The sequence below is a fragment of the Mycobacterium sp. 050134 genome (assembly GCF_036409085.1).
In the GTDB taxonomy this organism is placed as follows: Bacteria; Actinomycetota; Actinomycetes; order Mycobacteriales; family Mycobacteriaceae; genus Mycobacterium.
Genome location: NZ_JAZGLV010000004.1, coordinates 130,255 through 149,416, shown reverse-complemented (window position 1 = coordinate 149,416; position 19,162 = coordinate 130,255). Strand labels below are relative to the sequence as shown.

Sequence of the window (19,162 nt, the reverse complement as noted above, 5' to 3'; positions counted from 1 at the left end):
CGCTCGGCCGCCCGGGCACCAACCACTTCAGCCCCGTTGGCTGAAGCGCTGACGGTAGGCGGATGGCGGAATCCCGCGTACCCGGAGGAAGGACCGGCGCATCGAATTGACACTGCCGAAGCCGCAGTGCGTGGCGATTGCGTCGAGCGAGTCGGTCGACTCCTCTAGGCGACGCTGCGCGGCTTCGACGCGGACGTGTTCGACGTAGCGGGCTGGTGTCTGGCCGACTTCGCGGCTGAAGACCCGCGCGAAGTGGCGTGGACTCATGTGGGCGCGCTCGGCCAGCGTTTCGATTGACAGGTCGGCATCGAGATGGTCGTTGACCCACGCTTGCAGTTCGCGCAGCGGATCGCGGTCGGCCGTCTGCGCCGCGAGCGCGGTACTGAACTGCGATTGCCCGCCCGGGCGACGCATGAAGAGCACGAACTCCCGCGCGATCGACATCGCGGCTTGGTGGCCGCGGTCTTCTTCGACCAAGGCCAAGGCCAAATCCATGCCGGCGGTGATGCCGGCCGACGTATAGACGTTGTCCGACCTTATGTAGATGGGGTCCGGGTCGACGACAACCGACGGATAGCAATTGCGCAACTGGTCGCTGAAGCGCCAGTGGGTGGTCGCGCGCCGTCCTTCCAGCAAGCCGGCGGCAGCCAGGGCGAAGGCTCCGGTGCAGATCGAGCCGACTCGGCGTGACTTCTTGGCCGCCCGTTGCAAGTCCCGGATGAAGTCCGCATCCTCGATGACATCGAATATTCCGTAGCCGCCGGCCACGATCAGTGTGTCGATGCGTCCCCGCAGATCGGCCAGCGCAACATCGGCAGACAACGCCAGGCCCGAATCGGCCGCAAAAGTCCCCTGACGCGGCGCCGCGACCTCGACGCGGTAGGTGCCCGCCTCCGCGAACACTTCGTAAGGCCCAGAGAGGTCGAGGGACTGCACTCGAGGGAATCCGACAATGACAACACGTCGAGCGTTCACGGGCCCCGCTTCCCCTGTCAAACGTCATGGCAGAAACTGCTGTATTTAGGTCATAGCAGACATACCTGCCTCTCCATAGAGTTGGCACTGTGCAGCCTGCGAAACCACTTCCAGTTAACCCTGCGGGCACGGCCGATGACGGCGATGCGGGGGTAGTCCGATTAGTACCGGAATACGACGCTCGGCAGTTGCTGCACAGTGACACGGTCGCGGCGTGGGTTTGTGAGTGCCGGGGTCTGCGCCGGGAGCGGGCGGACGAGGAGCACGTAGCAGGAACTCGCATCGCCTTTCCCTACCGCGGGGTGTACGTGCATTCGGTCGGCGGCGAAGACTTCGTGGCGGACCCGAATCACATGGTGTTCATGAACGCCGGCGAACCCTACCGGGTGAGCCATCCGATCGCGGGTGGGGATGCGACTTTGACTCTCGCCATCGATCCCGAGGTCCTCTCCCAAGTAGCGCCGCCTGAATACCGTTCGGCGCGAACGGGATTCGCTTTCAATCGAGCCGTAATGCCCGTCGACTCGCGAACCCAGCTCCTGGTGGCGCGACTCCGCGAGCGCTTGATGCGACGGTCAATCGATCCACTGGAGGCCGAATCTGTCGCTGTGGATCTCGTTGGGCACGCACTCGGCGGCGACATGCCCCGTGGTCCTCGGCATGGGAATCGTCGCCCCGCGTTGATGGCCGACCGGGTCAAATTGCTACTGGCTGCCGATCCGTGGCGCCGATGGACATTGGCCACGATCGCCAAAGAGGTCAGCGTCACCCCGGTCTATCTCACCGACGCGTTCCGCCGCGCCGAAGGCGTGCCGCTCTACCGCTACCATCTTCGGCTGCGTCTGGCCCTGGCTCTCACGGTGCTGTCGGACTGCGACGATCTCATGACCCTGGCGGTGGAGCTCGGCTTCAACAGCCACAGCCACTTCAGCGCGGCCTTTAAAAAGGCTTTCGGACAAACGCCGTCGGAGTTCACGCGGTCTCTCGGAGGTCGGCCGCTCGCGGACGCCGAACAGTCCGACGGCACCCTGGTGCACGTGCCGCGTGCCGTCTTCAACGGCTGCCGCAAATCGCGCCGTACAGCGGGTAGTTCGGTGACGGCGGCCGCCTAGCGACGCGCAAGGGCAAGCCGTCGCAGGCTTGCGGTGACGAGCGGGGTCTGAATCGGTGGAGCCGCAACGAATCCCGGCCCAGCGTGAGTCAGCCGCCGCGCGAGCAGCCATTGGACACCCGGTGACCGCAGACGCCGCCGACCGGTGCCAAAGTTCTTGACAGCGCTGGGGCGTGCCTGCCGCGTACGGTATGAATCGGCCGCCGGGTAACGGCACGGGATCGACGATCGGCGTTGTAGCACAGAGAGAATCGCGATCGCCCCGTGCAGCCTGGCGGGGTGCCATAGCGGGTTGACGTGCCGTCGAAAAGAGGAATGTGATGAGCCAGAGCGACAAAGCCACCAGGTTTGCGGCCCTCCACACCAAGGGGTCGCCGGTGGTGATCTACAACGTGTGGGACGCCGGCAGCGCCGCCACCATCGAGAAGGCGGGTGCGCCCGCCATCGGCACCAGTAGCTGGTCGGTCGCCGAAGCGCAGGGATACCGGGACGGTGAAGACATCCCCGTGGAGTTCTTCAACCGGATCATCGCGCGGATCGTCGATTCGGTCGATCTCCCCGTCACCGCTGACTTCGAGGGCGGCTACACCGACGATGACGACCAGTTGGCGGAGAACATCTCTCGCCTGCTCGATGCCGGTGTGATCGGCATCAACTTCGAGGACAGGATCGTCAAGGGGTCGGGGCTGTATCCCATCGATCGCCAGGCGAGCCGGATAGCGGTGATTCGGCAGGCGGCCGCACAGAAGGGCGTACCGCTGTTCATCAACGCGCGTACGGACCTGTTCCTCGGTCAGGGTAATGACCCAACGTCGGTGACGGGCGAGGCCATCGACCGGGCCGGTGCCTATGCGGCCGCCGGCGCGTCCGGCTTCTTCATTCCCGGGCTGCAACAGAAACCGCTGATCGCCCGCATCAGCGAGGGCTCTCCGTTGCCGGTCAACGTGATGGTGATGGACGGCGTCCCGCCCAACGCGGAACTCGCCGAAATCGGCGTCGCACGCATCAGCTATGGAAATGCTCCTTACGTGAGTGTGTTGAACGCGCTGGAGTTTGACTATCTGAAGCTGCGGTGATGCCAGGGCGTTTCAGGACGACCGCTCGAAGGGAGATGCTATGGACGATGGCGAGCCGCTAACCGGGCTGCCGGGCATGCTCGGCATCCGGGTGACTCGCGTCGATGCCGGCGGCGTCGAGGCGGCCCTCGTCACCAACGAGCTTCACCTGGTTCCCGGCGCGAGTCACGTCCACGCCGGCGCCGTCGTGGCCCTCGCCGACACCGCCTGCGGCGTCGGTTGCCGCGCTGCGCTTCCCGTCGACGCCAACGGCTTCCTCACGCTGGAACTCAAATCCAATCACTTGAAGGCCGCGAAGCCGGGAGACGAACTCGTCTGCATGGCCACGCCGGCGCACCTTGGTCGTCGGACACATATCTGGGATGCGGTCGTCAACCTCGGCGCCGGAACGCGCCCCATCGCGCTGTTCCGCTGCACCCAATTGGTGCTTTGAGTCCAGGGGCTGGTGTGCCTGAACGTCACGAGCCGGGCCCCGCACCATCCAATCGCCTGGGTTGCGTGGGCAACTGAGATCGACGTCGGCGTGCCGTTCATTCGCACTTCTGCGCGCCGACGTTGATCTCGACGGACGTCCGTCGCGGTGGCGGGAGCCTATTGACATCGTGTGTTGGAGAAGGGCTTCGGTCACGCACGCGTGATACCCGGGAAACATCCGGCTGGCAGAGTCCTGCGCGCAATCTGGGTCCACCGAAGGGGGAGAACAGTGGCGCGTCGCTGGAGCAGGGCTCGTCCAGGCTTGCCGACGCCGACAGAGGCTCCGGCAACCACACGCGGATTGATCGCCGTGTGGCCAGGACGGTGCACTGCATGAAACGCGTGAGCCGGCGGACCGCTTTGAAGGTCGGAGGCGTCGCGGCGGGCGCCGTCGCCGTGACCGGAGTCTCGATGATTCCGGCCGCCGCCCCGCCGCGTCCGCGGACCATCGCGGAGGCGGGCGCGTTGCTGCGCGCCGGCCGGTTGACATCGGTCCAGCTGACTCGCGCCGCCCTGGCCGATGCTGCGCGGCTGCAGCCACGGCTGAACGCGTTCATCACGCTGACCCAGGAGCAGGCGCTGACCACAGCGGCGCGGCTCGACGCGGAGCTCGCTCGGGGCGCCGATCGTGGCCCGCTACACGGCATCCCGATCGTGTGCAAGGACCTTTACTCCACCGCGGGCGTACTCACCTCCGTTGGGTCGCACGTGTTTGCTGACCGCGTCCCCACCGAGGACGCGGCCGTGGTCACCAGGCTCGCGGACGCGGGGGCGGTCAACATCGGCAAGACCAACCTCAACGAATTCGCCACGGGCATCGACGGCAAGAACAGCTACTACGGAGACATCCACAACCCGGTGCGGCCGGACCGGACGGCCGGCGGGTCGTCGGGCGGGACCGGGGCGGCGGTCGGCGCGGGCATCGTCGCCGCCGGCGTGGGCAGCGACACGGGCGGCTCGGTGCGGGTCCCGGCCGCGTGGAACGGTGTCGTCGGCATTCGGCCGACGCACGGCCTCGTCAGCCTGTACGGCGCGTTTCCCCGCGCCCCCCGATTCGACGTCGCGGGCCCGCTGGGCCGCACGGTGCACGACACGGCGGTGATGCTCAGCGCCATGGTCGGCCACGACCCGCGCGATCCCTACTCGCGGGCCGCCGGCAAGCCGGACTACCTGACCGATCTGGACCGCGGCATCACCGGCCTGCGTATCGGGCTGGTCGACGATTACAGCCTGACCGGGCTGGACCCAGACGTGGAATCGGCGGTGCGCCGCGTCCTGCCGGTCCTCGAGCGCCTCGGCGCCCGCGTCACGACCGTGCGGATCGAGAACCTTCCGGCGATGCTGGACTTCACCGCCGCATTCACGATCCTGCGCTGGGAGTTCGCGCAGGCGATGCGCGACATCTACGCTCCCGCTCCCGACAAGAGCATCTTCGGGCCCGCCGTGCGCGCCGACATGCAGGCGGCCAGCAAGCTCACCCAGGCCGACTACGACGCGGCGATAGCTCGGAGGTTCTCCGATGCGGCACCCATGCGGGCCACGCTCGCCGAGGTCGACCTCCTCCTGACCCCCACGATGCCCACCGTGGCGCCGCGCCTCGACACCCATTCGGACGAGTTCGTTCGGGGCCGGCGTTACACCATCCCGTTCACCTACGCGGACCTGCCGTCGATCTCGGTGCCGTGTGGCCATGGAGCTCAGGGGCTTCCGGTGGCGGTGCAGCTCGTCGGCGCCGAGTTCGGTGAGGCGCTGCTGTTCCGCGCCGCCGCCGCGATCGAACGCGAGACGAGGTCCTGGTAGCCGTGCGTCCGCCGCAGCGGACACGGGAGCCGATCGCGGCTCGGGCCGAGCATGCGCTGCGGAGCGGGCCCGGCCAACGGACAATGGTGTGATGGCCACCTACGGGTACCGATGCAGCCAGGACGGCGACTTCGACGTGCGTCGGCCAATGGGAACGGCGCCAACAAGATTCGTGTGTCCGGTATGTAAACGTGAGGCGGCTCGGGTGTTCCGGGCGCCGATGCTCTCGCTGGCCCCTCGTGCAATGTTGGCGGCGATTGACCGGGCTGAGAAAACGAGCGACGTGCCGGAGGTCGTGTCGGCTCCGCCGCCGAAGGCGGTCCGCGCTCGCAATCCGCGCCAGCCGCAAAACCCCGCCTGGCGGAATCTGCCACGCCCGTAGACGGGGAGATGTCGTCGGCCAAGGCGGCAAACGCGTTGTGCCTCTTCGAGTATCCGGAAGCAACGACAGTCAGGAAGGCCCATGCCACAGGTAGTGTTTCCGCTCGACTCCACAAAGAAGTTCACCGACCAGCGCATCGTCGGACACAATCGTTGGCACTGGGCGATCCCGGCACAGGTACATGTCAAACCCGGGGACACGTTCCGGGTGCACTGCCGCGAATGGTTCGACGGCGCGATCCGAAACGACGACTCCGCCGAGGACATCCTGAACGCCCCGCTGGCCGGGGTGCACGTGCTGAGCGGGCCGATCGCCGTGGAGGGCGCCAAGCCCGGTGACCTGCTCATCGTCGACATCCTCGACGTCGGGCCCATCCCGCAGGAGGATTCGGGGCCGCTGGCGGGGCAGGGCTGGGGGTACACGGGAGTATTCGCGACAGAAAACGGTGGCGGGTTCCTGACCGAGCAGTTCCCCGATGCCTACAAGGCGATTTGGGACTTCCAGGGCGGTGTGGCCACCTCGCGGCACGTGCCGGGAGTCTCGTATACCGGCATCGTGCATCCCGGGCTCATGGGGACCGCTCCCTCGGCGGACCTGTTGGGTAGGTGGAACGCCCGCGAACAAGCCCTTATCGACACCGACCCGGACCGGGTTCCCCCGCTGGCCCTGCCGCCCCTGGCGGACTCGGCGATCCTCGGCAGCCTCAGCGGCGCGGAATTCGACCGCGTGGCCGCGGAGGCGGCTCGGACCGCGCCGCCCCGGGAGAACGGCGGCAATCAGGACATCAAGAACTTCACCAAAGGCACCAGGGTCTTCTACCCGGTGTTTGTCGACGGCGCCAACCTGTCCATGGGTGACCTGCACTTCTCGCAGGGCGACGGCGAGATCACCTTCTGCGGGGCCATCGAAATGGGTGGGTTTCTGGATCTGCACGTCGACCTGATCAAGGGCGGAATGGAGACGTACGGCGTCAGCGAGAACGCGATCTTCATGCCCGGCAACGTCGCTCCGCAATTCAGCCAATGGCTGGCATTCTCGGGAACGTCGGTCACGCTCGATGGTGTCCAGCGTTACCTGGACTCGCACCTGTCGTATCAGCGGGCATGTCTGCACGCCATCGACTATTTGTCGAAGTTCGGATACAGCCGGATCCAGGCCTACATGATTCTGGGTTCGGCGCCGATCGAGGGACGGCTGTCCGGCGTGGTCGACATCCCGAACTCGTGTTCCACGGTGTATATCCCCACCGAGATATTCGACATCGACGTCCGGCCCTCGGCCAAGGGGCCGGTACAGGTCGACCCCGGAATCGGTGTGCCGACGGCGGCAGGGCACTGACGGCCGCTCGACCCGGGCCGATGAGGCGTGGCGCGTCGCCCATCGCTTGACAAGCGAGGCCGGTCCGACTCAGCATCGGGACCGGACAATCACCGGGCGATGCCGTGAATGCGGCGGCGGGGAATCACGTGATCGACGACAGTTCGCTCGGCGGGCCACTGCGCAAGGCCGCCGCCGCCGCAACCGTCGTCCTGGCGCTGACCACGGGCTGCTCCCGCGGTGCCGCAGAACAGGCCGCACTGGCCCCGAGTGCGCCGCCTAGGCCCCAGATCGCCACTGCCGCGAAACCGCCGGACCCCCCTTCCACCACCGAGTTCGCGGCGGTCTCCACGCTCATCAACGATGCCATCGCCGCGGGCAGGCTGCCCGGCGTCGTCGTGGAGGTCGGGCACGGCGGCAACGTCGCCTTCCGCCAGGCCTACGGCTCGCGCAAGCTCGCGGGCGAACCGGGGCTGGACGGGACGCCCGCGCCCGCCGAGCCGATGACCGAAGACACCATCTTCGACCTCGCATCCCTGACGAAGACGATCGCGACCGCGACGGCCGTCATGCAGCTGTCCGAACAGGGCAAGGTGCAGGTCGACGATCCCGTGCAGCAACAGATGCCCGACTTCAATCCGGCGAACGATCCACGGCGCGCGAAGGTGACCATTCGGATGCTGCTGACGCACACTTCGGGGGAACCGGGAGACGTCAACCTGGGTGACCCGTGGGGGCTCGATCGGGCCGACAAGGCCGAGGGCACACATCGCGCGCTCACCACGCCGCTGGAATCCGGCCCGGGACAGGGCTTCAACTACTCGGACATCAACTTCATCCTGCTCGGGGCGCTGATCGAGAAGGTCACCGGCGAGGATCTGGACGTCTACGTTCAGCACCACGTCTTCGACCCGCTCGGCATGACGGACACCTACTACCTCCCGCCGAACAAAGCGTGCGGTCCGCACGCGACGGTCGGAGCCGCGATCGCCTGGACGCCCGCCCCCAATGGCGAGACCCCGGCTCCCTGCCCAGCGGGTTTTTGGAGCACCGCCCTCTTACCGCGCATCGCGCCGACGGCGCGCGACGAGGAGGGGCGGGCCGCGCCGGGCAAGAACCCCGACCTCGACCGCCTGCTGCGGGGCACCGTGCAGGACACCACGGCGCGGCGCATGGGTGGGGTGGCCGGGCATGCCGGCGTGTTCTCGACCGCGCGCGACGTCGGCATCTTCGCGCAGGCCCTGCTTGACCGCCTCGCCGGCCGCCCGAGCCGGTTTCCCTTGGCGCCAGCCACTTTGGCGTCGATGACCACCCCGCAACAGCCAGGGCACACACCGCAGCAACTCGAGGCGGCCAACGCCGCGGCCCGGGCGGCCGTCGCAAAGAGACCCAACGCCACGGATCCGCTGCTCGCCCCCCGCTACCCGGCCATCCCGGGGCAGAACCTGCGCGGGTTCGGTTGGGACATCGATACGGGCCAGTCCACGGCGCGGGGCGTGATCTTCCCGATTGGCAGTTTCGGGCACACGGGCTTCACCGGAACCTCGCTGTGGATGGACCCGGGCTCGAACACCTACCTCGTTCTGCTGGCAAACTCGATCCACACGCGGGGCAGCCCACCCATGTCCGACCTGCGCGGCGACGTGGCGACGGCGACGGCGCGCGCCCTGCATCTCTGACCGGGGCCTCAGGGGCGCTCGAAGTGCTGATAGTCGATGGGGGACACCCAGCCGCCACCCCACCGCCAGCCGCGGTCCGTGAAGGCGCGGACCGCGGCGTCGCCCGCGTGCAGCATTCCCGCGTCGGTGCGGCCCCGGTCGACATATCCGGCCCCGTTGCGCGGCTCGAACGCACCGTCGGCGTAAACGCACGGATTGACACGGGGATTGACGTCGACGGCCCGGCCGAAGGCGTGCTGGGACCACCGTCCGCTGCCCGGAATGCCGCGACAGTTGAAGCCCGAGGTGTTGTCGTCCTCCATTGAAGCCTCGTCATCCGCGCCGGGATACTTCTCGACCGTGCGGATCTTGTCGACGGGATAGCCGATGCGGTAAAGGCTTTCGAAGATCGCGATCACGTCCGGCACCAGGTCCTCGTGCACGATCAGGTCGCCACGGTGGGCCTGGCCGTCGAAGCCCAGATACGTGAGGGTGACTCGTCGCAACTGCCCCGCACCGACCGGGCAACCCGGCCGCCAACTCGCGCCCAGTTCGGCGGCGTTGACCGGTTCGACCGTCGCGCCGGCAGCTGCCGGCGGGGCACCGCCCGCCGATGCGGCCGTGACGGGCGGCGCGGTTGTAGCGCCGCGGGGTGCCGGCCCATGAGCGCACTGCACCAGCGCGATCGAGGCGACAATCATTGCCGCGGCGGCACCACGACGGTCGAAGGGTGTCAACGAGATTGCGTCCGTTCCGTTTGCGCGAGGGCGGCGACGTGCTTGCGTTCGCGATCGGTCAGCTCATTAGACGTGACGGCGCCGAAGGCGGCGGCGTCCCGCCGGAACCGGGCCGGCGCATCGGGCAACGCATCCGGACCCTCGAGCCGAAAGCTGCTCGGCGCCAACGGGCCGAACAACAACGCCCGGCGCAGGTGCGGCCAGTTCTCCGGCCGCGGCTCGACCCCGGCGGCTCGCGCGAAGGTCAGGGCGACCAGGTTCATCCGGGCCTTCTGAGGCGTTCCTCGCGCCGCGCGATAAGCGGCGATGGCCGACCTTTGGTGGGCCTCGCGCGGCGGCGGGATGCTCCCGCCCCACGCGTACGCGATCCACCGCGCCTGAAGTTCCAGCGGCACAAAGTATCCGCCCGACTGGTCCCACATCCCGACGAACGCCAGCCCCGGCAGATCGGGGTGAAAAGTGTGGCGGTCGAGGTCCAGGTGCGCGTCGTCGGTGTCGAGGACGGCCCGGACGCCGTCGTCGAGGAAAGGTAGGCACAGCCGGAATCCGGTGCCGAACACGATCCCGTCGAACCGCTCGGCGTGACCGTCGGTGAATGTCACCGTCGTGCCGGAGACCGACTTTATCCACGGCCGCACAGCAATTCGGCCCTCACCCACGAGCGGGAGGTAGTACTGGCTGAGCGTGACCCCGGCAGCCGACAGGGATTCCGAGGGCGGCGGTGCACCGTACTGCTCCGGGCTGCCACCGGCCTCGACCACGATTTCTTTCAGCTGTCGGTCGACCTCGGCGGCCGGCAGCGTCTCGGCCGCCAGGACCCCGTACCGCGTGAAGACCCGGTGATCGGACGGGACTCCGGCGGCGAACTTCGGCAGGATGTACCGCTGCCGCCGCTGCGTCACCACGACGCGCGCCGCGCCGAGTTGGGCCAGTTCGGCGGCGATCTCGAGGGAGCTGATCGCGCCGCCCGCCACCAGGACGCGCTTGCCCCGATATGGGTCGGCCCCCCGGTAGTCGTAGGTGGGGATCGCGCCGGCCGATCCGGTGAAGGTGTCGAGGCCCGGCACGGCGGGGATGGCGGGGGCGTGGAAGCGGCCGGTGGCCACCACCACGTTGTCGAAGATGTCCTCGAGGTCGCCGTGCCGGACGAGCCACCCGGCGCCGCACCGCGCGAGAAGGTCGACGCGAGTGCCGAACCGGATGCGCGGTGCAATGTCGAACGCGTCGGCGTAGCGGTGCAGGTAGTCCAGAATCGCGCGGTTGGGCGGGAACACGGCGCAGGTCTCGGGCTCGAGGTCACTGAACGCGGTCAGGATCCGGCTCGTGTTGGTGTGCATGGTCGGCCACACCCCGCTGCGGCCGGCGAGCCCCGTCCACTGGCCGCCCAGCATCGGCCCCTGCTCGAAGATCACCGGTTCGAGGCCGCGCGAGAGCAGCCAGCGCGCCGCGACCAGTCCGCCGGGTCCGGCCCCGAGCACGGCGACACGTCTCGTCACCGCTGAACTGTCGCACGCCCGTGGTTCGTTCGCGATCCCTTTGCCGGCTTGACTTCTGGTGGGTCGCGAAGACACGGGTGTCGGGCATGTACGAGGATGTAACGGTGCGCATGCCTGTAGTGCTCGCGAGCGTTGTCTTCACCATCGGCTTCGCGGTTCCGGCACAGGCGGATCCGGGTCCGGACGCCGGCTTTCTCTCCGCGCTCGACCAGGCGGGCATCCCGTATCAGAACGGGCCCACCGCCGTCTCGATCGGCAAAAAGGCCTGTGACCTGATGGACCAGGGTCAGCTCAAAGCCAACGTCGTCCAGGACGTGTCGGCGAGCAATCCCGGCCTTTCCATGCCCGACGCGGCCCGGTTCACCACGATCGCGACCAGCGTCTACTGCCCCCAGCATCTCGGGGAGCCGGTGACGCAGGCGACGCCGTCCCCGACGTCGTCGCCGATCATTCCCGAATTCCCCTGGCCGGCGCCGCCTGTCGGCTGAGGCCGTCGGGCGCGAGCACCTCGGACGGCTACCGCGACACGCTGGGGCAGTAGGCGCCGATGGCGGCCTGCGCGAGGTGTTCGGCGTCGTCGTGGGTGAACTGCGGCGACCACGGACTGCCCGACGCGACGTCCTTGTTCTCCGCGGCCATGATATCGCCGACGGTCGTGTCCAGCGCCTGCGGGTGCGGCGGCAACAGCGAGAAACACGTGTGGTGAGCGAATTCCATGAATCGCTGACGCACGGCGTCGTTGCCGTTGTCGGCGATGCCGTAGATGGCCAACGAGGAGAAGAACCGGCCGTCGGCCCCGTCGCCCGAACCCTTCGGGCCGGGCGTGACGGTGACCGTCAGCGGTCCGGGGGAGGTCGCCGTCCGGTCGCGCAGGAAGTAGGTGGCGACGACACCGAGCGCGAACAGGACGGCCATCGCGAGGAACACCGCGGCGACGACGTTGCCGAGGTTCCTCGACGGGGGCGTGCGCACCGGCCGAGGCTGGGGGTGAGGCACTGATCCGACGGGGAGGCTGTTGTCTTCGACAGTCATGAGCTGTCTCCTTTTGGCTGCAGTGCGATCGCCGTGGGTGTGCCTGGTGTGGGTGCCGATCGGCACGGTCGGCCCGGGCGGGTCGCGCCAAGTCCAATCATTATCGACGGGGTTTGATTCCCGCAGTTCAAAACGCGTGCGACGAAGACCGGCGGCGTGATGTCAGGACACTCCGCTGACCAGGTTGCCATTCTGCGGGCAATAGGCGCGCACGGAAATGGCCACGTACGCGTCGGCGTCCGCGCCGAGCGCCGGGTTGCTCGCCCTGAACGCATCGACGATCTGCGGCACCGTCATGCCCTGGCGGATGTCGGCGCAGACCATCTTGCCGTTGTAAATGGCCGCCTCCGGATTAGCGAACGAGATGCCCCGGTCGTTCAAGTTCTGCACGTACTTGTTGTCCTGATCCGGCGTCGACACGATCGACGAGGGGGAAGCCGCCGACGGCGAACCGGTCGCCGTCGGCGAGGAGCTCGCCGACGGCGCCGGCGACGCCTCGGACGGCGCCTGCGAACCCTTGTTGTCCGGGCTCAGCACCCAGAATCCAACCACGATCGCGCCCGCCAAGACCAGGCCGCCGAAGAGCAACGCACCGGCTTTTCGCCACGTCGTCAGCCACGATTCGCGCTCGACCGCCGGCCGAGGTGACGACTCCTCGTCGTCGCGTGACCAGGCAAGGCCACCGGTACCCGGTGACGCCGCGTTGGGTACGGCGACGGTCTCGGAGACGTTGACTGCGGCGGTTTCGTCAGAAGCCGGGACCGGCTCGGCCATGGGGCCATGGTAGCCATCCGGCAGTCATCCGTCTGCGCGCGCGGGCAGCGGCGAGTCGCGGTTGTCAGCCCGCGGCCACCCGCTGCTCGGTCAACGATTCAATCGTTTCGGGCGAAACACCCAGCCCGCGGAGGCAGAACCGAAGCGCCCGGCGGCGGGTTTCTGCGCGTTCCTCGTGACTCGTCCCGCGGTGCCGCTGAGTGGCCGCCCAGACCACGCCGTGCAGCGACTTCGCGGCCGTCGCCGGCACGACGTCTTGGAACACGCCGAGTTCCAGTCCTCGCTGCAACTGCTCGATCAGGGGTTCGAAAATGATGGGGTAGGAGGGCGACGTCAGCTCGGACGAGGTGAACAACTTCGACTGGGCCTCCAGCAACAGCCGTCGCAGATCGGCCTCGGTGTTGTCATCGAAGGCGAGGTCGAATCGGCCGTCGATCCACGCCGTCACCGCCTCCACCGGAGTTTCCGCCGCCGCCATCTTCCTCTTCAGCCGGAGCGCTTCCACGCGGCTCATCTCGGTGAAAACCGCCGCGACCAGCTGGTCCTTGGATTCGAAGTGCCGGTAGAAGGCGCGGGTGCTCAGCCGGGCTTGTTCCAGGACCGCGGCGACGCTGAGCCCGCGAATGCCCTGCTCGCGAACCGACTTCGACGCGGCGTCCAGGATTGCGTAGCGCACGTCCGGGTCGGGCGCGAGCTTCGCCCGTCGGCGTTGTGCGCGCCCACCCAAGTACGCCTTACCGGGGTCGGGCTGGTCAAACCGCTGCGTCATGTGATGCGTATTACCCCCTGGAGCCATCAAGACACACATTTTTCCATGGCCGACGGAGCTATGAGACACGTTTTACCTCACATTCGTTCCGCGGCATTCATTCGTTTCGCGTCCGTCCGGCACACGCTTTAGGCGCGGTGAGCTCCTCGATTTTCTGCGGGTCCACGCCGAGGCCGCGCAGGCAAAACCGCAGGGCGCGCGCCCGGATCTCGTCGGTCTCCCCGTGACCCGTCGCCCACTGCCGCTGGGTGGCGGCCCACACCACGCCGTTTATCGACTTCGCGGCGGTCGCCGGAACGATGTCGTGGAACAACCTTAGATCCACGCCACGCTGCAGCTGCTCGATCAAGGGGTCGAGGATCGCCAAGTAGGAGGGCGGCACCAATTCGGGGGACGACAAGATCTTCTCTTGAGCTTCCAAAGACACTTGGCGCTGTTCCGATTTGATGCTTTCGTCGAATGCGAGATCCAGCCTCCCGTCGATCCACGCGGTGACCGCCTCCACCGGGTCGGCCGCCGGCGCCATCTTGGCTTTCAGGCGCTGCACCTCGGCGCGGGTCATCTCCATGAACACCACGGCGACCAGTTGGTCCTTCGATTCGAAATGGCGGTAGAACGCCCGGGTGCTCAATTGCGCATGCTCCAGGACCGCCGCGACGCTGAGACCCCGAACCCCTTGTTCGCGAACGGATTTCGCCGCCGCCGCCACGATCGCGCGACGCACCTCGGGATCGGGAGCGAGCTTGTTTCGCCGAGTTCCGGGCGGCTGGCCGGCGTGCGGACGCCGTTGTGAGAGCGGATCCCCCTGTTCCGTCATAGGTAATCAAGGTAATGGGCGAACCGTTCTTGGATAGTCGCTTTCGTGAGACTCGGTAAGCAGTTTGCGGGCGGGCGCGCGCCCGAATAGTCGCCGTTGACACCGGTTAACCTGCAAGACCGCGGCGGGCGTGTTTGCGGACCGGGTGAGAATTCGCCGATATCACCTCGTCAGCGCCGCCGACTCAGGTGCCGCAGAAGGTCCGGTAGGCGCCGAAGTCCTCCGGCGCGGGACCGGCGTAGCGCTCGAGTCCCGGGCGCTCGTCGTAAGGCCCGGTCACGGCATCGAGCAGCTGCCGGAGGGGGCCCAGATCACCGGCCGTCGCCGCGGTCAGCGCCTCCTCGACCAGGTGGTTGCGCGGAATGTAGGCGGGGTTGGCGCGGTCCATCGCCGCGACGTCCGGGCCCAGAGCCCGCCAACGGGACAGCCACTCGTCGAAGCCGGCGAGGTCGATGAACAGTCCGCGCGCCGGCTCGGCATCCCCGCGCGCCGCGCGGCCGAGGTGTCGGAAGAACGAGGTGTAGTCGACGTGGCTGTCCTTCAGCAGGCGCAGCAGCTCGTCGATCAGCGGCTTGGTCGCCGCAGCCTCCACCTCGGCGGTCAAGCCGAGCTTGGCTCGCATGCCGGAATTCCACACCGCGTCGTACCGGGACTGGAACACGCCGAAAGCCGCCTCGGCCAGCGCGATCGCCTCGTCGGCGTCGTCGGCAAACAACGGGAGCAGCGTCTCGGCGAACCGGGCGAGGTTCCACCCGGCGATGAGCGGTTGGTTGCCGTAGGCGTAGCGGCCCCAGAAGTCGATCGAACTGAACACGGTTTCCGGGTCGTAGGCCTCCATGAACGCGCACGGACCGTAGTCGATGGTCTCGCCGGAGATCGTCATGTTGTCGGTGTTCATCACTCCGTGCACGAATCCGATCAGCATCCAGCGGGCGATCAGCGACGCCTGCACGGCGGCCACGGCCTCAAAGAACGCCAGGTAGGGGCGGTCCGCGCCCGCCGCGTCCGGATGATGGCGCGCAATAGCGTGGTCGGCGAGGCGGCGCAGCAGGTCCACGTCGCCGGTCGCCGCGGCGTACTGGAAGCTGCCGACCCGCAGGTGGCTGGCGGCGACGCGCGTCAGTACGGCCCCCGGCAGGATCTCCTCGCGCTGGACCGGACGGCCGGTGCCCACGACGGCCAAGGAGCGCGTGGTCGGAACGCCCAGGGCGTGCATCGCCTCGCTGACGATGTATTCGCGAAGCATCGGGCCCACGGCGGCCAGGCCGTCGCCGCCGCGCGCAAAGGGTGTGGGCCCGGAACCCTTGAGGCTGACGTCGCGCGCGAGCCCCGCGGCATCGACGAGCTCGCCCAGCAGCAGCGCCCGGCCGTCACCCAGCTGTGGGACGAATCCGCCGAATTGATGGCCGGAATAGGCCTGCGCGACGGGGGCGGCGCCGCCGGGCAGCTCGTTGCCGACGAGGAATCGCAGCCCGCCGGGGCCGCGCAGCCACTCGGCGTCGAGGCCGAGCTCCGCGGCCAGCGGCTCGTTGAGCACCAGCAGACGCGCGTCCGGCGGGGTCTCGGCCTGCCAGCGCACCGCCATCTCCGGCAGGTCGCGCAGGAATAGATCCCGCAGAGCCACGTTCATCTTCGGTGCAGCGCTCACTTCGGCCAGACTACGGACGTGCCGCCGGCGCCGAGGTGGCTAGCCGAATGCCTGTCCGATGAGATCGCGGGCGCGGTCGAGCATCGACGCGAACGGCCCTACGGCGAAATTCAGCTTTGCCGATTCGACGCCGGGATGCGGCCGGGTCGGCGCGATCGCCTCGGCCGCTCGCACGGCCGATCCCATCCGCCTGAGGTCGTCGTCATCGAGCTTTCGGGAGAGCACGGGGAATTCTTCGCTCTCCTCCTGACGCGCGTGCTCGAGCACCGCGTCGCGCAGCTTGGTGATCTCGTCGAGGAATTCCTGTGTCGTGATGTCGAGCTGCTCGATCTGCGACAGCAGCTCCTTGGCCTCATGCTCCTCCGTCAGCCGGGCGTGGACGACCGCGTGGCCTGCGTCGGCCTCACGCCGTACCCGCGGGTGCACGATCATCTCCTCGGCGGTTTCGTGGACCGCCAGGAGCTGCCGCAGTTTCACGAACGGCTCTTCGCGGGCTTGCGGGTCCGACGCGTGTATCACGTCGTCGAACATGTCCTCGATCAAGTTGTGCTGTGCCTTGAGGAACGCGACGACTTCGTCGGGCGATTCGATGATCATCTCGGCCATCGTCGATACCTCCAGTGGATCCGGGATTGGGCCTGTCCGGGCGCACCGGCCTGTGCGCCACCCGGCCGGAGAGATACCCGGCCGCGCGGGGTCTAAACGCATTGGCGCGGCGACGGCCTCATTGATGTGTGGACGGCTGACCCGTGACGAGTCAATTGACGAGCAACGGTATTCGCGCCAGCTTAATTGCCGCCGAGATTGCCGCGACGGTGGGTGATCCGCGGCGGAGCGCGGCCCTCGCGGCAATCTCGGCGGATTGCCCCTACGGCTAGACGCCGCGTCCGGGAGTCGTGGCCGGACCGACGTTGGTGGCGGTGGGGTTGTCCCTGCGGCCCCGCAGCCCGGCGAGTCCGCCCAAGCCGAGCAGGCCGAGCAGTGCCCACAGGCCCGTCCTGTCGCTGTGCTGGTCGTTGTTGCTGGAATCGGCGACGGTCGTCGTCGTGGACGACGGCGCGGGAGTGCTCGCGACGGCGGCGTCGGCACCGCCTGCCCCGCCGAACAAAAGCGCCCCGGTGGCGGAAGCGGCTGCAATCGTTCCGGCAATGGTCCTACGCATAATTGCTCCTCAAAGGTTGTGCTCGATCGCACGCGGAAACGGCTGACCGAGACGGATTTCGGAGCCAGGTCCTCCAGCCCCACTGCGACAACGCGAGGCTGACGGCCGCGGCGCGGTAGATCACGTCTACTCCCATCGAATTGATCAAACGAGGGTTGGGCGATTTGACAAGGGTCCCGGGTGCGGGTCTTCGTCCTGATCACCGGGGCATCGTGACCATCCGCTTCGCCATGCGACTACCGTTTAGGGAACTCGAACAGCACCAACGGAATGAAGATGGCCACAGATCACGCAATGTATGAACACTTTGACAGTCACACGGTGGATCCCGACGACATCGGCTCCCGGCTCGACCCGGTCCTGGCGCGCAGTTGGCTGCTGGTCAACGGTGCGCACCCAGAGCGGTTCCAGTCGGCCGCGCACTCCCGCGCCGACGTCGTCGTCCTCGATATCGAGGACGCGGTCGCCCCCAAAGACAAACAGAGCGCCCGTGACCATGTCGTGCGTTGGCTTGACGGGGGCAACACCGAGTGGGTGCGGGTCAACGGCTTCGGCACCCCGTGGTGGGCGGATGACCTGGCGGCGCTGGCCGGTACGCCGGTCGGTGGTGTGATGCTGGCGATGGTCGAATCGGTCGACCACGTCGCCGAGACGGCTAAGCGACTGCCCGACGTGCCGATCGTCGCGCTGGTGGAGACGGCGCGCGGGCTCGAGCGCATCACCGAGATCGCGGCGGCCAAGGGCACCTTCCGCCTCGCCTTCGGCATCGGAGACTTCCGCCGCGACACCGGTTTTGGGGAAGACCCTTCCACGCTGGCCTACACCCGGTCGCGCTTCACCATCGCGGCCAAGGCGGCCGGCCTGCCCAGCGCCATCGACGGGCCGACCATCGGCTCCAACGCGCTGAAGCTGATCGAGGCGACGGCGGTGTCGGTGGAGTTCGGGATGACGGGCAAGATCTGCCTGACGCCGGACCAGTGCGCGGTGGTCAACGAGGGCCTGTCGCCGTCGCAGGACGAGATCGCTTGGGCCAAGGAGTTTTTCGCCGAATTCGAGCGGGACGGGGGAGAGATCCGCAACGGGTCCGACCTGCCCCGCCTTGCCCGCGCCACCAAGATCCTCGAGCTGGCCCGTGCCTACGGCATCGAGGTGTCCGAATTCGAGGACGAGAGAGTGCACTCGCCCGCCCCCACGGACACCTATCACTACTGATCGAAAGGTCGGATTCGATGAGTGTCAGCGTCGACTTTCATTTCGACCCGATGTGCCCGTTCGCCTATCAGACGTCGGTGTGGATCCGTGACGTGCGCGACCAGATCGGCATCACCGTGAACTGGCGGTTTTTCAGCCTCGAGGAGATCAACCGGCAGGAGGGAAAGAAGCACCCCTGGGAACGGGAGTGGTCCTACGGCTGGTCACTGATGCGAATCGGGGCGCTGCTGCGCCGCACGGACATGGCGTTGCTGGATCGCTGGTACGCCGCGATCGGCCACGAACTGCACACCCTGGGCGGAAAGCCGCACGATCCCGCGGTGGCGCGGCGCTTGCTGGGCGACATCGTCGACGACGCGGCGGCTTTCGATGCCGCGCTGGGCGACCCGTCCACGCACGACGAGGTGCGCGCCGACCACCAGCGGGTCGTCGACGCCAGCGGCTACGGCGTGCCGACGTTGTTCTTGTCGGGGCAGTGCATCTTCGGGCCGGTGTTGGTCGACCCGCCGACCGGGCCCGACGCGCTGAAGCTATGGGACGTGGTGAGCGGGATGGCGGATCTGCCGCACGTGTACGAACTCCAGCGGCCCAAGACGCCCGCCGACGCGGAACTGATCGGCCGGAGCCTGCGTCCCTATCTCGGCGGGCGTGACTGGGTGAGCATCAACCGCGGCGAGGTCGTCGACGTCGGGCGCCTTACCGGCAATTGACCGGCCAGGCTT

The 19,162-nt window shown here is 67.8% G+C and carries 19 protein-coding genes; 9 read left to right on the top strand and 10 right to left on the bottom strand.

Annotated features, from left to right (window positions below; translation table 11 throughout):
• Window positions 1–27 precede the first annotated feature (27 nt).
• Entirely contained in the window at window positions 28–975 is a 948-nt protein-coding gene (locus SKC42_RS06210; protein ID WP_330963591.1) for a GlxA family transcriptional regulator, read from the bottom strand.
• A 188-nt stretch (window positions 976–1,163) separates the two neighbouring features.
• Here SKC42_RS06210 and SKC42_RS06205 point away from each other — a divergent pair, with 188 nt between their 5' ends.
• The 6 genes from SKC42_RS06205 (at window position 1,164) to SKC42_RS06180 (ending at window position 8,814) form a co-directional block, all read left to right on the top strand.
• Window positions 1,164–2,087, top strand: a complete 924-nt coding sequence (locus tag SKC42_RS06205; RefSeq protein ID WP_330963417.1) for a helix-turn-helix transcriptional regulator — start codon at window positions 1,164–1,166, stop codon at window positions 2,085–2,087.
• A 319-nt stretch (window positions 2,088–2,406) separates the two neighbouring features.
• A complete protein-coding gene (locus tag SKC42_RS06200; RefSeq protein ID WP_330963416.1) occupies window positions 2,407–3,162 on the top strand; it encodes an isocitrate lyase/PEP mutase family protein in 756 nt (251 codons plus the stop codon).
• A 40-nt stretch (window positions 3,163–3,202) separates the two neighbouring features.
• Window positions 3,203–3,595: a PaaI family thioesterase gene (locus tag SKC42_RS06195; protein WP_330963415.1), complete on the top strand. Its 393-nt coding sequence runs from the start codon at window positions 3,203–3,205 to the stop codon at window positions 3,593–3,595.
• 374 nt (window positions 3,596–3,969) lie between these two features.
• Window positions 3,970–5,436: an amidase gene (locus SKC42_RS06190; RefSeq protein WP_330963414.1), complete on the top strand. Its 1,467-nt coding sequence runs from the start codon at window positions 3,970–3,972 to the stop codon at window positions 5,434–5,436.
• Window positions 5,437–5,899: 463 nt separating this feature from the next.
• Entirely contained in the window at window positions 5,900–7,156 is a 1,257-nt protein-coding gene (gene fmdA / locus SKC42_RS06185; RefSeq protein ID WP_330963413.1) for a formamidase, read from the top strand.
• 128 nt (window positions 7,157–7,284) lie between these two features.
• A complete protein-coding gene (locus tag SKC42_RS06180; protein WP_442932011.1) occupies window positions 7,285–8,814 on the top strand; it encodes a serine hydrolase domain-containing protein in 1,530 nt (509 codons plus the stop codon).
• Window positions 8,815–8,822: 8 nt separating this feature from the next.
• On the opposite strand, the gene SKC42_RS06175 is transcribed toward SKC42_RS06180, so the two are convergent.
• Together SKC42_RS06175 and SKC42_RS06170 are read right to left on the bottom strand one after the other, a co-directional pair.
• Window positions 8,823–9,494 (bottom strand): M15 family metallopeptidase, encoded by a 672-nt coding sequence (locus SKC42_RS06175; protein WP_330963412.1) that lies wholly within the window; start codon window positions 9,492–9,494, stop codon window positions 8,823–8,825.
• A 32-nt stretch (window positions 9,495–9,526) separates the two neighbouring features.
• The gene (locus SKC42_RS06170) at window positions 9,527–11,026 is read right to left on the bottom strand and encodes a flavin-containing monooxygenase (protein ID WP_330963411.1); all 1,500 of its coding nucleotides are present in this window, start codon (window positions 11,024–11,026) and stop codon (window positions 9,527–9,529) included.
• 110 nt (window positions 11,027–11,136) lie between these two features.
• Here SKC42_RS06170 and SKC42_RS06165 point away from each other — a divergent pair, with 110 nt between their 5' ends.
• The gene (locus SKC42_RS06165) at window positions 11,137–11,514 is read left to right on the top strand and encodes a DUF732 domain-containing protein (RefSeq protein WP_330963589.1); all 378 of its coding nucleotides are present in this window, start codon (window positions 11,137–11,139) and stop codon (window positions 11,512–11,514) included.
• 28 nt (window positions 11,515–11,542) lie between these two features.
• Here SKC42_RS06165 and SKC42_RS06160 read toward each other — a convergent pair whose 3' ends face one another.
• From SKC42_RS06160 to SKC42_RS06130, 7 genes are all read right to left on the bottom strand, one after another.
• On the bottom strand, window positions 11,543–12,058 hold the full coding sequence (locus SKC42_RS06160; RefSeq protein ID WP_330963410.1) for a DUF732 domain-containing protein: 516 nt from the start codon (window positions 12,056–12,058) through the stop codon (window positions 11,543–11,545).
• A gap of 162 nt (window positions 12,059–12,220) precedes the next feature.
• Window positions 12,221–12,832, bottom strand: a complete 612-nt coding sequence (locus SKC42_RS06155; protein ID WP_330963409.1) for a DUF732 domain-containing protein — start codon at window positions 12,830–12,832, stop codon at window positions 12,221–12,223.
• Between the two features lie 64 nt (window positions 12,833–12,896).
• Window positions 12,897–13,601: a TetR/AcrR family transcriptional regulator gene (locus SKC42_RS06150; protein WP_330963408.1), complete on the bottom strand. Its 705-nt coding sequence runs from the start codon at window positions 13,599–13,601 to the stop codon at window positions 12,897–12,899.
• A gap of 97 nt (window positions 13,602–13,698) precedes the next feature.
• Window positions 13,699–14,418, bottom strand: a complete 720-nt coding sequence (locus tag SKC42_RS06145) for a TetR/AcrR family transcriptional regulator (RefSeq protein ID WP_330963407.1) — start codon at window positions 14,416–14,418, stop codon at window positions 13,699–13,701.
• A gap of 184 nt (window positions 14,419–14,602) precedes the next feature.
• Window positions 14,603–16,048 (bottom strand): protein adenylyltransferase SelO, encoded by a 1,446-nt coding sequence (locus SKC42_RS06140; protein ID WP_330963588.1) that lies wholly within the window; start codon window positions 16,046–16,048, stop codon window positions 14,603–14,605.
• 57 nt (window positions 16,049–16,105) lie between these two features.
• A complete protein-coding gene (locus SKC42_RS06135; protein ID WP_330963406.1) occupies window positions 16,106–16,672 on the bottom strand; it encodes a hemerythrin domain-containing protein in 567 nt (188 codons plus the stop codon).
• 268 nt (window positions 16,673–16,940) lie between these two features.
• Window positions 16,941–17,228 (bottom strand): WGxxGxxG family protein, encoded by a 288-nt coding sequence (locus SKC42_RS06130; RefSeq protein WP_330963405.1) that lies wholly within the window; start codon window positions 17,226–17,228, stop codon window positions 16,941–16,943.
• 294 nt (window positions 17,229–17,522) lie between these two features.
• Here SKC42_RS06130 and SKC42_RS06125 point away from each other — a divergent pair, with 294 nt between their 5' ends.
• Window positions 17,523–18,440, top strand: coding sequence for an HpcH/HpaI aldolase/citrate lyase family protein (locus SKC42_RS06125; RefSeq protein ID WP_330963404.1), 918 nt, complete (start codon window positions 17,523–17,525; stop codon window positions 18,438–18,440).
• Between the two features lie 17 nt (window positions 18,441–18,457).
• The gene (locus SKC42_RS06120; RefSeq protein WP_330963403.1) at window positions 18,458–19,150 is read left to right on the top strand and encodes a mycothiol-dependent nitroreductase Rv2466c family protein; all 693 of its coding nucleotides are present in this window, start codon (window positions 18,458–18,460) and stop codon (window positions 19,148–19,150) included.
• Window positions 19,151–19,162 lie beyond the last annotated feature (12 nt).